The organism is Agrococcus sp. BE272 (assembly GCF_031457935.1).
Classification (GTDB): domain Bacteria; phylum Actinomycetota; class Actinomycetes; order Actinomycetales; family Microbacteriaceae; genus Agrococcus; species Agrococcus sediminis.
Genome location: NZ_JAVDXL010000001.1, coordinates 428,244 through 440,990, shown reverse-complemented (window position 1 = coordinate 440,990; position 12,747 = coordinate 428,244). Strand labels below are relative to the sequence as shown.

At 74.0% G+C, this 12,747-nt stretch carries 12 protein-coding genes and 1 riboswitch; of the genes, 5 read left to right on the top strand and 7 right to left on the bottom strand.

Features of this window, described 5'->3' with window-relative positions; genetic code table 11:
* Positions 1 to 60: 60 nt before the first annotated feature.
* On the bottom strand, positions 61 to 912 hold the full coding sequence (gene purU / locus J2X49_RS02110) for a formyltetrahydrofolate deformylase (protein ID WP_310121956.1): 852 nt from the start codon (positions 910 to 912) through the stop codon (positions 61 to 63).
* 197 nt (positions 913 to 1,109) lie between these two features.
* Between purU and J2X49_RS02105 the strand changes: the two genes are divergently transcribed.
* Entirely contained in the window at positions 1,110 to 2,324 is a 1,215-nt protein-coding gene (locus J2X49_RS02105) for an MFS transporter (protein WP_310121953.1), read from the top strand.
* A gap of 6 nt (positions 2,325 to 2,330) precedes the next feature.
* Here J2X49_RS02105 and J2X49_RS02100 read toward each other — a convergent pair whose 3' ends face one another.
* Positions 2,331 to 3,221: a LysR substrate-binding domain-containing protein gene (locus tag J2X49_RS02100; protein ID WP_310121951.1), complete on the bottom strand. Its 891-nt coding sequence runs from the start codon at positions 3,219 to 3,221 to the stop codon at positions 2,331 to 2,333.
* A gap of 138 nt (positions 3,222 to 3,359) precedes the next feature.
* On the opposite strand from J2X49_RS02100, the gene J2X49_RS02095 reads away from it, so the two are divergent.
* Positions 3,360 to 6,869, top strand: a complete 3,510-nt coding sequence (locus tag J2X49_RS02095; RefSeq protein ID WP_310121949.1) for a proline dehydrogenase family protein — start codon at positions 3,360 to 3,362, stop codon at positions 6,867 to 6,869.
* 132 nt (positions 6,870 to 7,001) lie between these two features.
* Here J2X49_RS02095 and J2X49_RS02090 read toward each other — a convergent pair whose 3' ends face one another.
* Genes J2X49_RS02090 through J2X49_RS02080 form a run of 3 tightly spaced genes read right to left on the bottom strand, consistent with a single transcriptional unit; the run spans position 7,002 to position 8,685 of the window.
* Positions 7,002 to 7,361, bottom strand: coding sequence for a DUF5655 domain-containing protein (locus J2X49_RS02090; protein ID WP_310121947.1), 360 nt, complete (start codon positions 7,359 to 7,361; stop codon positions 7,002 to 7,004).
* Between the two features lie 11 nt (positions 7,362 to 7,372).
* The gene (locus tag J2X49_RS02085) at positions 7,373 to 7,885 is read right to left on the bottom strand and encodes a DinB family protein (protein WP_246990402.1); all 513 of its coding nucleotides are present in this window, start codon (positions 7,883 to 7,885) and stop codon (positions 7,373 to 7,375) included.
* A 29-nt stretch (positions 7,886 to 7,914) separates the two neighbouring features.
* Complete coding sequence (locus J2X49_RS02080; RefSeq protein ID WP_310121942.1) at positions 7,915 to 8,685, bottom strand: SDR family oxidoreductase; 771 nt, start codon at positions 8,683 to 8,685, stop codon at positions 7,915 to 7,917.
* Between the two features lie 102 nt (positions 8,686 to 8,787).
* Positions 8,788 to 8,866: riboswitch (ZMP/ZTP riboswitch) on the top strand.
* Positions 8,867 to 8,904: 38 nt separating this feature from the next.
* On the opposite strand from J2X49_RS02080, the gene glyA reads away from it, so the two are divergent.
* Positions 8,905 to 10,236, top strand: coding sequence for a serine hydroxymethyltransferase (gene glyA / locus J2X49_RS02075; RefSeq protein WP_310121939.1), 1,332 nt, complete (start codon positions 8,905 to 8,907; stop codon positions 10,234 to 10,236).
* Positions 10,233 to 11,120, top strand: a complete 888-nt coding sequence (locus J2X49_RS02070; protein ID WP_310121937.1) for a bifunctional methylenetetrahydrofolate dehydrogenase/methenyltetrahydrofolate cyclohydrolase — start codon at positions 10,233 to 10,235, stop codon at positions 11,118 to 11,120. Before glyA ends, J2X49_RS02070 begins: the two co-directional genes overlap by 4 nt.
* Here J2X49_RS02070 and J2X49_RS02065 read toward each other — a convergent pair.
* Together J2X49_RS02065 and J2X49_RS02060 are read right to left on the bottom strand one after the other, a co-directional pair.
* The gene (locus J2X49_RS02065; protein WP_310121933.1) at positions 11,117 to 11,617 is read right to left on the bottom strand and encodes an SRPBCC domain-containing protein; all 501 of its coding nucleotides are present in this window, start codon (positions 11,615 to 11,617) and stop codon (positions 11,117 to 11,119) included. The two genes, J2X49_RS02070 and J2X49_RS02065, sit on opposite strands and share 4 nt — an antisense overlap.
* A gap of 65 nt (positions 11,618 to 11,682) precedes the next feature.
* The gene (locus J2X49_RS02060) at positions 11,683 to 12,222 is read right to left on the bottom strand and encodes a gamma carbonic anhydrase family protein (protein ID WP_310121931.1); all 540 of its coding nucleotides are present in this window, start codon (positions 12,220 to 12,222) and stop codon (positions 11,683 to 11,685) included.
* Between the two features lie 42 nt (positions 12,223 to 12,264).
* Between J2X49_RS02060 and J2X49_RS02055 the strand changes: the two genes are divergently transcribed.
* Positions 12,265 to 12,636, top strand: coding sequence for a hypothetical protein (locus tag J2X49_RS02055; protein WP_310121928.1), 372 nt, complete (start codon positions 12,265 to 12,267; stop codon positions 12,634 to 12,636).
* Positions 12,637 to 12,747 lie beyond the last annotated feature (111 nt).

Genomic DNA, 12,747 nt, shown 5'->3' with positions numbered 1-12,747 from the left:
CCGGAGGGTGTGACGCGGGACCAGACCCGCCGATGAACATCCGATGACGGATGCGCGCGACTAGCGGAAGATGATGGTGCGCTGCCCGTCGAGCAGCACGCGGTCCTCGGCGAACCACTGCACGGCGCGCGACAGGGTGCGCGACTCGACGTCCTGCCCGATCGCGACGAGCTGCCCGGGCGACTGGGCGTGGTCGACGCGCTCGACGTTCTGCTCGATGATCGGGCCCTCGTCGAGGTCGCTCGTGACGAAGTGCGCCGTCGCGCCGATGAGCTTCACGCCGCGCGCGTGCGCCTGCCGGTAGGGGCTCGCGCCCTTGAAGCCGGGCAGGAACGAGTGGTGGATGTTGATCAGGCGCCCCTCGAGCGCCGCGCACAGCTCGGGGGAGAGGATCTGCATGTAGCGGGCGAGCACGACCAGCTCGATGCCCTCGCGCTCGACCACCTCGAGGATGCGGCGCTCGAACGCGGCCTTCGACTCGGCGTCGACGACCGGCGCGTGCTCGAACGGCACCCCGTAGAACGCGGCGAGCGAGCCGAGGTCGGGGTGGTTGGCGAGCACGAGCGGGATCTCGACCGAGAGCTGGCCGGCGCGCTGGCGGAAGAGCATGTCGTTGAGGCAGTGCGCGGCCTTCGACGCGAGCACGAGCGTCTTCAGCGGCCGGCCGACGTCGTCGAGCTGCCACTGCATGCCGTAGCGCTCGACGACCGGCGCGAGCCGCGCCTCGAAGTCGGCCCGCTCGGCCTCGGCCTCGACCTGCAGCCGCATGAAGAAGCGGTCGGTGTCGGCGGAGGAGAACTGCTGCGACTCGGTGATGTTGCCGCCGCAGTCGACGATGGCGCCCGTGATCGCGTGCACGATGCCGGGCCGGTCGTCGCAGACGAACGACAGGATCCAGTGGTTCGCGCTCACCCGGTCGAGTCTACGAGGCGCGCGGCGCTCACTCGGGCCGCGAGCCCTCCGGCCACTCGGGCTCCGGCAGGGCGCCGGCGACGAGGTCGAGGAGCGCATCGACGTCGGCGACGCGGTAGCGGCCCCCGTGCGGAGCGCAGCGGCAGCGCGACGATCGCCTCGAGGGTCAGCATCCGCCCAGCGTAGGCTTGCCGGTCGTGAGCGAGCAGAGCACGGCCCGGGGCGAGACGACCGGTCGCTTCCCGCTCGCGGCGCTGCTCGTGCTCGCGCTCGCGATCTTCGTGAACATCTCCATCGAGATGCTGCCGATGGGCCTCGTGCTGCCGATGAGCCGCGACCTCGGCGTCTCGGAGAGCGCGATCGGCCTGCTCGTGTCGGTCTTCGCCTTCACCGTCGTGCTCTCGTCGACCACGCTCATCCGCCTCACTCGGCGGCTGCCCCGGCACCGGCTCGTCATCGGCGTGCTGCTCGTCTTCGCCGCGGCCACCGCTGCCGGCGCCGTCGTGCCCTCGTACGAGTGGGTCGTCGCCACGCGCATCGTCGGCGGCCTCGCGCACGGCGTCTTCTGGACGGTGGTGGGCGCGTACGCCGCCTACCTCGTGCCGAAGGAGCAGATCGGGCGGGCGGTCGCGATCACGAGCGCGGGCGGCTCGCTCGCGTTCGTGCTGGGCCTGCCGCTGTCGACGCTGCTCGGCCAGGCGGTCGGGTGGCGCGCGTCGTTCGCGGTGCTGGGCGTCGCGTGCCTCGTCGCCGCCTTCGCGGTGTGGCGGGTGCTGCCCGCCGTCGACCACCTCGCCGACGTGGCGACGACCGAGACGGGCTCGATCGCCGTGCCCGTGGCCGACCCCGACAAGTCGGTGCGCGGCATCGTCGTCGCGGTCGTCTCGACCACCCTCGCGATGACCGGGCAGTACGCCTTCTACACGTTCATCGCCCCGTTCCTCGTGCAGCACGCGGGCCTGCCGGAGGCGTGGCTCAGCCCCGCGCTGCTCGCCTACGGGCTCATGGGCGCGCTCGCGATCGTGGCGCTCACCCTGTGGCTCGGGCGCCGAGCGCTTGCGGGCGTCGTGCTGTGCATGGTGCTGATGCTCGCGACGATGCTCGTGCTCGTGCTCTCGACCGCGCTGCCGCTGACGATCGCCGCCGTGCTCGTCTGGGGGCTCGCGATGGGGGCGCTGCCGCCGCTGCTGCAGACGCGCGTGCTGCACGCCTCGACCGAGCGGCTGCTGCAGCCGGCGATGGCCTGGTACACGACCGGCTTCAACACCGGCATCGGCGGCGGCGCGCTGCTCGGCGCGATCGTCTACGACGCGGCCGGCCCCGGCGCGCTGCCGTGGGTGCTCTTCGCCGCCGTCGCGATCAGCCTCGTGCTCATCGGCTTCACGACGCACCGGCGGCCGCTCGCGGCCTGACCGCGCTCACGCGAGGCCGGCGGGCACCGCCTCCTGCAGCGCTGCCCGCACGGCCGCGATCGCCGGGTTGCCGTCGGAGGCCGCGCGGGCGGCCGTGAACACCTCGCGGCGGGGCGCGCCCGGCAGCTCGACGATGCGGAAGCGCACGGGCGTGCCCGCCCACGTCAGGTCGTTCATGATGCCCACCGCGTGGCCGGTCTCGATGAGCCGCATCTGCGCCTGCAGGTCGGCGGTCGCGAAGCGCACGTCGGGCTCGAAGCCCGCCACTCGGCACTGCTGCTCGCCGAAGTGGCGCGAGGCGGCGCCCACCGGCTCCATCACCCACGGCATCGCGGCGGCGTCGGCGAGGGCGCGGATGCCGCTGCCCGGCGGCACCGCGAGCCGCAGCGCGTCGGTCATGAGCAGCCGCCGGTCGAGCCCCGCGTGCTGCGGTGCCGCGTGCCCGGGGTACTGCTCGGCGACGACGAGGTCGAAGTCGCCCACGAACGTGTCGTAGAGCGCCGTCTCGGGCTCGCGCTGCACCATCTCGACGCGCACCTCGGGCGCCGTGCCGGCGAGGATCCGCAGCATCTGCGGCACGAGCCCGAGCGCCGCCGACTGGAACACCGCCACGCGCACCGTGCCGACTGGGCGGCCGAGCGAGGCGGCGACGGCGCGCTCGGCGGCCTCGAGGGCGGTGAGGATGCCCTCGGCGTGCTGGGCGAGGAGCTCGCCCTGCGGGGTGAGGGCGAGCCGCCGCCCCTGCTTGCGCGTGAGCGGCACGCCCACCTCGCGCTCGAGCGCGGAGAGCTGCTGCGAGACGGCGCTCGGCGCGTAGGCGAGCGCGGTCGCGACGGCGGCGATCGTGCCGCGCAGGCGCAGCTCGCGCAGCAGGCGCAGGCGACGGATGTCGAGCATCGGCCCTCCCTCGAAAGCATCGTCGATCGCGACGGGTATCCGTCGTGAACCGTCACTGTACGCGATGGGTCGGCGGGTGCAGACTTGCCGCGGCGCGCGCTCGCGCGCCCGCAGCACGAGTGAAGAGAGGGCAGCCGCATGGGCGCAGCCGCCACCCCCGCCGAGACCGACCACGCGAGCGAGCTCGCGAGCCTCCGCGCGCTCGCGCCCGCCATCGTCGCGCAGGTGCGCACGTGGCTGGAGGAGGCCGAGCGCATCCCCGCCGACGCGAGCGCCGAGCAGCTCGCCGGCGTGCTGCGCGACCCGAAGGGCCTCGACTTCGCCGTGCGCTTCGTCGACGGCGTCGTGCGCCCGGAGGACGTGCACGTCGCAGCCCTGACGCTCCGCGAGATCGCCGGCGCCGCGCCCGCCTTCCTGCCCTGGCCGATGCGCCAGGCGCTCAAGCTCGGCGGCGGCGTCGCGCCGCTCGCGCCGCAGGTGGTCGTGCCCATCGCACGCCGGGTGCTGCGCGAGATGGTCGGCCACCTCATCATCGACGCGACCGACGCCCGCCTCGGCGCCGCGATCGCGCGCATCCGCGCCACCGGCGCCCGCCTCAACGTCAACCTCCTCGGCGAGGCCGTGCTCGGCGACCGCGAGGCCGCCCGCCGGCTCGAGGGCACGCTCGCGCTCATCGAGCGCCCCGACGTCGACTACGTCTCCATCAAGGTCTCGGCCACCACCGCGCCGCACCAGCCGTGGGCCTTCGACGCCGCCGTCGAGGAGGTCGTCGAGCGCCTGCTGCCGCTCTACCGCCGCGCGCACGCGACCGGCACCTTCATCAACCTCGACATGGAGGAGTACAAGGACCTCGAGATGACCATGGCGGTCTTCACGCGGATCCTCGCCACCGAGGGCCTCGAGTCGTACGAGGGCGGCATCGTGCTGCAGGCCTACCTTCCCGACGCCATGCCCGCGATGGAGCGCCTGCAGACCTGGGCGGCCGAGCGCATCGCCGCCGGCGGCGCACCCGTCAAGGTGCGCCTCGTGAAGGGCGCGAACCTCCCCATGGAGCGCGTCGAGTCGTCGCTCCACGACTGGCCCCTCGCCACCTGGCACACGAAGCAGGACAGCGACACCCACTACAAGCGCGTGCTCGCCTGGGCGCTCACGCCCGAGCGCGTCCGCGCCGTGCGGCTCGGCGTCGCCGGCCACAACCTCTTCGACGTCGCCTTCGCCTGGCTGCTGGCGAAGCAGCGCGGCATCGAGGCGGGCGCCGGCTCGGGCTCCGGCCTCGAGTTCGAGATGCTGCTCGGCATGGCGCAGGGCCAGGCCGAGGTCGTGCGCCGCGACGTCGGCGGGCTGCTCCTCTACACGCCCGTCGTGCACCCGGCCGAGTTCGACGTGGCGATCGCCTACCTGATCCGCCGCCTCGAGGAGGGCGCGAGCCGCGAGAACTTCATGTCGGCCGTGTTCGAGCTCGCGCGCGACGAGCACCTCTTCGAGCGCGAGCGCGACCGCTTCCTCGCATCGCTCGACGCGCTCGCGGCCCCCGCGCCCGCGACGCACCGCGTGCAGGACCGCACGCAGCCGGTCGCCGAGGGCCTCGCCGACGGCTTCCGCAACGCGCCCGACTCCGACCCGTCGCTGCCCGCCAACCAGGCCTGGGCGGCCGGCATCCGCGAGCGCGCCCAGCACTCGCGGCTCGGCGTCGACCTCGTCGCCGAGAGCACCCTGCACGACGCCGCACAGCTCGAGCAGACGATCGAGACGGCCGTCGCCGCGAACGCCGCGTGGCGCGCGCTCTCGGGCGACGAGCGCGCCGAGATCCTGCACCGCGCCGGCCGCGAGCTCGAGGCGCGCCGCGCCGACCTCATGGAGGTCGCGGCGGCCGAGGCGGGCAAGACGCTCGACCAGTCCGACCCCGAGGTCTCCGAGGCGATCGACTTCGCCCACTACTACGCCGAGCGGGCCCGCGACCTCGACCGGGTCGACGGGGCCGTCGCCGTGCCGTCGCGCCTCATCGCGGTCACCCCGCCGTGGAACTTCCCCATCGCGATCCCCGCGGGCTCGACGCTCGCCGCCCTCGCCTCCGGCGCATCCGTCATCATCAAGCCCGCGCGCGTCGCCGCGCGCAGCGGCGCCGTGATGGTCGAGGCGCTCTGGGCGGCCGGGGTGCCGCGCGACGTGCTGCAGCTCGTGCAGCTGGGGGAGCGCAGCCTCGGCGACCGGCTGATCGGCGACCCGCGCGTCGACCGCGTCATCCTCACCGGCGGCTTCGAGACCGCCCAGGCCTTCCGGCGCATCCGCCCCGACCTGCAGCTGCTGGCCGAGACGAGCGGCAAGAACGCCATCATCGTCACGCCCTCGGCCGACTACGACCTCGCCGCGAAGGACATCGTCGCGAGCGCCTTCGGCCACGCGGGCCAGAAGTGCTCGGCGGCGTCACTCGCGATCCTGGTCGGGCAGGCGGGCCGCTCGCACCGCCTGCACAACCAGATCGTCGACGGCGTGCGCTCGCTCACGGTCGGCCAGCCGTGGGATGCGACGACCCAGATGGGCCCGATCATCGCGCCCGCCGAGGGCAAGCTGCTCGAGGGCCTCACGACCCTCGGGGAGGGCGAGCAGTGGGTGATCGAGCCCGAGCGGCTCGACGAGGAGGGGCGCCTGTGGAGCCCCGGCGTGCGCGCGGGCGTGCGCCCGGGCAGCGAGTACCACCGCACCGAGTACTTCGGCCCGATCCTCGGCATCATGCGCGTCGAGACGCTCGAGGAGGCGATCGCGCTCGTGAACGAGATCGACTACGGCCTCACCTCCGGCCTGCACTCGCTCGACCCGGCCGAGATCGGCGCGTGGCTCGAGCGCGTCGAGGCGGGCAACCTCTACGTCAACCGCGGCATCACGGGCGCCATCGTGCAGCGCCAGCCCTTCGGCGGCTGGAAGCGCTCGGTGGTCGGCCCCACGACCAAGGCGGGCGGCCCGAGCTACCTCATGCCGCTCGTCGACTGGCGCCCCTCGCAGGCGCGCGAGCTCGCGCCCCTCGAGCACGAGGGCGTGCGCGTCGTCGTCGAGGCGGCCGAGTCGCTCGCGCGGTCGGCGGATGCGTCGGTGACGGCCGACGAGGCCGCCGCCGTCCGGCGGGCGGCCGGCTCCGACCAGCACGTGTGGTCGCGCGAGCTGGGCGTCGCGCTCGACGTGCAGCGCCTCTCGGCCGAGCGCGACATCCTGCGCCACCTGCCGATGCCCGGCGTCACCATCCGCCTCGCCGAGGGCGGCCGCGTCGCGCAGCTCGCGCGCACGGTCGCCGCGGCGCTGCGCGCCGGCGCCGAGGTGCGGGTCTCGACCGCGGTCGAGCCGGCGCCTGCCATGCGGGCGGCGCTCGCGGCCGCGGGCATCCCCGTGGCGGTCGAGGACGACGCGGCCTTCCGCGTCTCGGCGCAGCGCCTCGCGCAGGGTCGCATCCGCTACCTGGCCGCCGAGGACGCGGTCGCCGAGGGCGTGCGCGCGCTCGCGGAGGCGGTCGACGGCCGCCCCGACCTCGCGATCGTCGCCCACCCGGTGACCGAGTCGGGCCGGCTCGAGCTGCTGCCGTTCCTGCGGGAGCAGGCGGTCGCCATCACGGCGCACCGCTTCGGCACGCCGAACCACCTCACCGACGCGCTCATCTAGCGCGTCCGCCCGCCGATTGGTCACTCGTTGCTGCCTGGAGCCCGCTCCGGCAGCAACGAGTGACCAATCGGGATGGAGCGGGTTCGGGCGCGGAGGAGCCGGCGGCGGCCGCGCGGGCCGGGACGTGGCAGGTCAGGCGGCCGCGCCGTGCGCCTCGCGCAGCCAGGCGTCGACCTCGTCGTCGAGCTCGCTCGCGTCGCGCACCTCGAGGTGGTGCATCCACACGCGCGGGGACGGATGCGCGATCTGCTTCCAGCGCGGCGACGGGTCGGGGCGCGGGAGCGCGATCGACAGCACGACAGGCACGTCGGAGCGCACGACCATCTCTGGCCGCCAGACGATCGCGAACGTGCGCCGGCGCCGGTAGGCGATCTGCGTCCTCGACTCCCGCTCCTCGACCTCGCCGAGCGCCTCGACGCGGGCGGCGATCGCGCGCTGCAGCGCCGCGCCGCGCGGATCGTCGGCGAAGAGCGCTGCCGCCGGTGCCCGCATGCCGCGCCCGGCTACAGCACGAGGTGCTGGCGGCCGTCGAGCAGCTCGCGGGCGGCGTCGAGGTGCCCCGCGTGGGTCGCGGTGTCGACGAGCACGTGCAGCAGCACGGCGCCGAGGTCCCCGAACGCGGCCTCCGGCCAGTCGGGGTCGGGCATGCGCGGTGCCGCGTCGAGCGGGAGCGCGGCGAGGATCCGGTCGGAGCGCGCGATCGCGTCGCGGTACTCCTGCACCACCGCATCCGTCGGCTCGTCGGGCTCGACGCGCCAGTCGGCGGGCCGGCCCTCGTCGAGCGCGGCGTCCTCGACGGGCCAGTAGTCGAGCGGCTCGCCGGCCATGACCGTGTGGAACCAGTAGCGCTCGCAGCCGAGCGTCACGTGCCGCACGAGCCCGATGGGCGACCAGCCCGACGGCAGCGCGGGGGTGCGCAGCTGCGCGTCGTCGAGCCCCTCGATGGCGGCGAGGATGTGGCGGCGCTGGGCGTCGAGCGCCTCGAGCAGCTGGGCGCGGACGCGGTCGTGGCTCACGCGGCGATCCAACCACGCGCCCCTGCGGCTCAGCCCGCCGACCAGCCGCCGTCGTTCGGGATGATCGCGCCCGAGACGTTGCTCGCCGCGTCCGAGACGAGGAACGCCGCGAGGTTCGCCTGCTCGATCGGCTGCGCCACGCGCTGCGCCGACTGGTGCACGGGCGTGAGGGCCGCGAGGCCCTCCTGGTCGATGTGCTGCTGGATGTCGGGCGTCATCACGTTGGTCTCGACGCCGCCGGGGCAGATCGCGTTCGCGCGGATGCCCTGCTTGGCGTAGACGTACGCGGTGTTGCGGGTGAGGCCGATGAGGCCGTGCTTCGAGGCGGTGTAGGCGGCGCCGGCGGCCGCGCCGCGGATGCCCGCCTCGCTCGCGATGTTCACGATCGAGCCCGAGCCCTGCGGCAGCATGACGCGCAGGGCGGCGCGCGTGAGGTAGAACGGCGCCGAGAGGTTGACCCGCAGGATGCGGTCCCACAGCGCGTCGTCGACCGCGGCGGCGCCGGCGAAGCGGTCCATGATCCCCGCGTTGTTGACGAGCGCGTCGAGCCGGCCGTAGCGCTCGACGGCGGCCGCGACGACCGCGTCGGCGACGGCCGGGTCGCCGATGTCGCCGACCATGGCGGATGCGGTCCCGCCGTCGCCCGCGACGGTCGCGACCGTCTCGTCGGCGGTCGCGGCGATGTCGCTCACGACGACGCTCGCGCCGAGGCTCGCGAAGAGCTGGCAGATGCTGCGGCCGATGCCGCTGCCCCCGCCCGTGACGACGGCCACCTTGCCGGTCAGGTCGATGACGCTCATGGACGCTCCTCACACCGGTCGGGGCGGCTCCGCGGCTCGGCGCCGCTCCCGAGGGATCCTCCGCTCAGCGTGCCCCCCGCGTCGGGCCCGCGCAAGTACCATGAGAGCGGCCGTGACTGGCGCAGAGGTGGAGCACCACCGGGGAGCGGCCGACCGTGAGCCGCGCGCCTGGGCGTCCCATCCAGCGACGCGCGCCAGCGCACCAGCGAAGGAGCATCCGTGACCGACCGCCTGCCCAGCACGTTCAACTCGCCTCTCACCGAGGTCGACCCCGAGATCGCCGCGGTGCTCCAGCAGGAGCTCGACCGCCAGCGCGACTACCTGGAGATGATCGCCAGCGAGAACTTCGTGCCGGTCGCGGTGCTCGAGGCCGCCGGCTCGGTGCTCACGAACAAGTACGCCGAGGGCTACCCGGGCCGCCGCTACTACGGCGGCTGCGAGTTCGTCGACGTCGCCGAGTCGCTCGCCATCGAGCGCGCGAAGGCGCTCTTCGGCGCTGCGTTCGCGAACGTGCAGCCCCACTCGGGCGCGACCGCCAACGCGGCCGTGCTGCATGCGATCGCCCGGCCCGGCGACACGATCCTCGGCCTCTCGCTCGACCACGGCGGGCACCTGACGCACGGCATGAAGATCAACTTCTCCGGCCGCCTCTACGACATCGTCGCCTACGGCGTCGACGAGCAGACGAGCCGCGTCGACATGGCCGAGGTGCGCCGCCTCGCCGTCGAGCACCAGCCGAAGGTGATCATCGCCGGCTGGTCGGCGTACCCGCGCCAGCTCGACTTCGCCGAGTTCCGCGCGATCGCCGACGAGGTCGGCGCGCTGCTCTGGGTCGACATGGCGCACTTCGCGGGCCTCGTCGCCGCGGGCCTGCACCCGAACCCCGTGCCGCACGCGCACGTCGTGTCGTCGACCGTGCACAAGACGATCGGCGGCCCGCGCTCCGGCTTCATCCTCACGAACGACGCCGACATCGCCAAGAAGCTGAACTCGGCGGTCTTCCCCGGCCAGCAGGGCGGACCGCTCATGCACGTGATCGCCGCGAAGGCGACCGCGTTCAAGCTCGCCGCGTCGGAGGAGTTCAAGGAGCGCCAGGAGCGCACCCTGCGCGGCGCGCACATCCTCGCCGAGCGGCTGCAGCAGCAGGACGTCAAGGATGCGGGCATCTCGGTGCGCTCCGGCGGCACCGACGTGCACCTCGTGCTGGTCGACCTGCGCGATGCCGCGATCGACGGCAAGCAGGCCGAGGACCTCCTGCACGAGATCCGCATCACCGTGAACCGCAACGCGGTCCCCAACGACCCGCGCCCGCCGATGGTCACGAGCGGCCTCCGCATCGGCACCCCGGCGCTCGCGACCCGCGGCTTCGGCGACGAGGAGTTCACCGAGGTCGCCGACGTCATCGCGCTCGCGCTGCTGCCGGGCGCCGACCTCGAGTCGCTCCGCGCGCGCGTCGCGACGCTCGCCGAGGCCTTCCCGCTCTACCCGGGCGTCGGACCCTCCGGGCAGCCCGAGGTGGTGCACGAGCTCGGATCGAGCGTCGACCGATGACCGCGCAGATCCTCGACGGCAACCGCACCGCATCGGCCATCAAGGCGGAGCTGCGCGAGCGGGTCGACGCGCTGAAGGCGAAGGGCGTCACGCCCGGCCTCGGCACCCTGCTCGTCGGCGACGACCCGGCGAGCCGGTCGTACGTCAAGGGCAAGCACCGCGACTGCGCCGAGGTGGGCATCGAGTCGATCCGCGTCGACCTGCCCGCGAGCGCCTCGAGCGCCGACGTGCGGGCCGCGATCCGCGACCTCAACGAGGCGCGCGAGGTGACCGGCTACATCATCCAGCTGCCGCTGCCGCCGGGCCACGACGAGCACGCGATGCTCACGCTCATGGATCCGGCGAAGGACGCCGACGGGCTGCACCCGATCAACCTCGGCAAGCTCGTGCTCGGCGTCGACGGCCCGATCGACTCGCCGCTGCCGTGCACCCCTGCGGGCATCGTGCAGATGCTGCGCCGGCACGACATCGAGATCGCGGGCGCGACCGTCGCGATCGTCGGCCGCGGGCTGACGGTGGGGCGGCCGCTCGGGCTGCTGCTGACCCGCAAGGGCATCGACGCGACCGTCACGCTGTGCCACTCGCGCACGCCCGACCTGGCGGCGCAGGTGCGCGAGGCGGACATCGTCGTCGCGGCGGTGGGCGTGCCCGGCCTCATCAAGGCCGACTGGGTGAAGCCGGGCGCCGCGGTGCTCGACGTCGGCATCACGCGCGGGCTGTCGGCCGAGACCGGCAAGGTGAAGCTGCTCGGCGACGTCGATCCCGGCGTCAAGGAGGTCGCGGCGTGGGTGTCGCCCGTTCCCGGCGGCGTCGGCCCCATGACGCGCGTCATGCTGCTCGACAACGTCGTGCAGATGGCGGAGCAGGCGGTGCGCTCCCGCTAGTCGGAGCCGCGGTAGGCGTCGCGCAGCGCCGGGTAGTAGTCATCCCAGTCGGGCATCGGCTGCCCGGCGAGCGCGGCGACCAGCCGGTCGAGGTACCACTCCCAGCCGGCCGCGATGTCGGGCACCGAGGCGGCGGGCACATCGTGGTGGGTGAAGCGGATGGTCGTGCCCGAGCCCGTCTCGTGCCCGCCGTCGACGAGCTCGACCTCGAGGCTCCACGAGCCGTGCTCGTCGGTCGTCAGCACCGCGAGGTGCTCCGGGGCGTCGCAGTCGAGGATCTCGACCGCCTGGGTCGCGTCGCCCTCCTCGGCCGTCATCGCGAGCACCACCTCGCCGGAGTCGGGGTCGCCCACGTAGGCGCCGAACCAGGAGCTGAGCTCGCGCGACTCCGCGAGGTACGGCCAGACCGCGATCGCGTCGTGGCCGACCCTGCGCTCGAGCACCAGCTCGGCGGCGTCGCCGTGCCGCACGACCGTGCCGGTCGGTGTGATGGGCATGTGGCTCCCTCCGGTGCGGCCGAGCCTACGCATCCGCAGACCCAGCCCGCTAGGGCGCCGGCGGGTCAGTGCGCGTGGATGGCGTCGACGTAGAGCTGGATGCGCTTGGCGTACGTCTCGGCGTTGCGGGCGATGCCGCGCCGCTCGTCCTCGGTCGTCTCGCGGCGCACCTTGCCCGGCACGCCCGCCACGAGCGAGTGGTCGGGGATGACGATGCCCTCGGTGACGAGCGCGCCGGCCGCGATGATCGACCCGGTGCCGATGACGGCGCCGTTCATCACGGTCGCGTGCATGCCGATGAGCACGTCGTCCTCGACGGTGCAGCCGTGCACGACCGCGTTGTGCCCGATCGACACCCGCGCGCCGATCCTGAGCGGCGAGCCGTGGTCGACGTGCAGCGAGCAGCTGTCCTGCACGTTCGAGTCGTCGCCGATCGTGATCGGCTCCTCCTCGGCGCGGAGGCTCGCACCGGGCCAGACGCCGACGCGCTCGCCCAGCGAGACGGCGCCGGCGATCACGGCGCCCGGCATCACGAGCGCGGACTTCGGCAGGTGGGGCGCGTGCCCCGGCAGCGGGATGATCGTGGCGCGCTCGTGGACGGTCATGGCGTCAGCCTACGCCGGGGCGCGAGGGGCCATGATGGCCGCATGCGCACCTCGCCCGACCGCATCGACGCCCTCCAGCCCAACGAGGTCTTCGTCTTCGGCTCCAACGCCGCAGGCGCCCACCACGGCGGCGCGGCGCGCCTCGCGCACGAGCGCTTCGGCGCCGTGTGGGGCGAGGGGCACGGGCACCACGGGCAGTCGTACGCGGTCGACACGATGAGCGGGCTCGCCACCATCCGCGACGAGGTCGCGACCCTGCTGCGCTATGCCGCCGAGCATCCGGAGCTCGACTTCCTCGTCACCGAGCTCGGCTGCGGCATCGCCGGGCACCGCCCGGAGGAGATCGCGCCGCTCTTCGCCGGCGCGGGCGAGAACGTGCTGCTGCCGAGGCGCTTCCGGGCGCTGCTCGACTGAGGCATGCCGAGAAGCGATTCGTGCGCTTCTCGGAGAAGTGGGGTACACAGAGAGGAGCGGCCCGCCCGGGACGCCCGATCCGAGGGAGGCACGGTGTCGACGACGAGCGCG

Coding starts and splice junctions, on each gene's coding strand:
- J2X49_RS02080 (WP_310121942.1), bottom strand. CDS start 8,685: ATGAGCGTCATCGACCTGACCGGCAAGGTGGCCGTCGTCACGGGCGGG.
- J2X49_RS02060 (WP_310121931.1), bottom strand. CDS start 12,222: ATGACCGTCCACGAGCGCGCCACGATCATCCCGCTGCCGGGGCACGCG.
- J2X49_RS02095 (WP_310121949.1), top strand. CDS start 3,360: ATGGGCGCAGCCGCCACCCCCGCCGAGACCGACCACGCGAGCGAGCTC.
- J2X49_RS02070 (WP_310121937.1), top strand. CDS start 10,233: ATGACCGCGCAGATCCTCGACGGCAACCGCACCGCATCGGCCATCAAG.
- J2X49_RS02065 (WP_310121933.1), bottom strand. CDS start 11,617: ATGCCCATCACACCGACCGGCACGGTCGTGCGGCACGGCGACGCCGCC.
- J2X49_RS02055 (WP_310121928.1), top strand. CDS start 12,265: ATGCGCACCTCGCCCGACCGCATCGACGCCCTCCAGCCCAACGAGGTC.
- J2X49_RS02090 (WP_310121947.1), bottom strand. CDS start 7,361: ATGCGGGCACCGGCGGCAGCGCTCTTCGCCGACGATCCGCGCGGCGCG.
- J2X49_RS02100 (WP_310121951.1), bottom strand. CDS start 3,221: ATGCTCGACATCCGTCGCCTGCGCCTGCTGCGCGAGCTGCGCCTGCGC.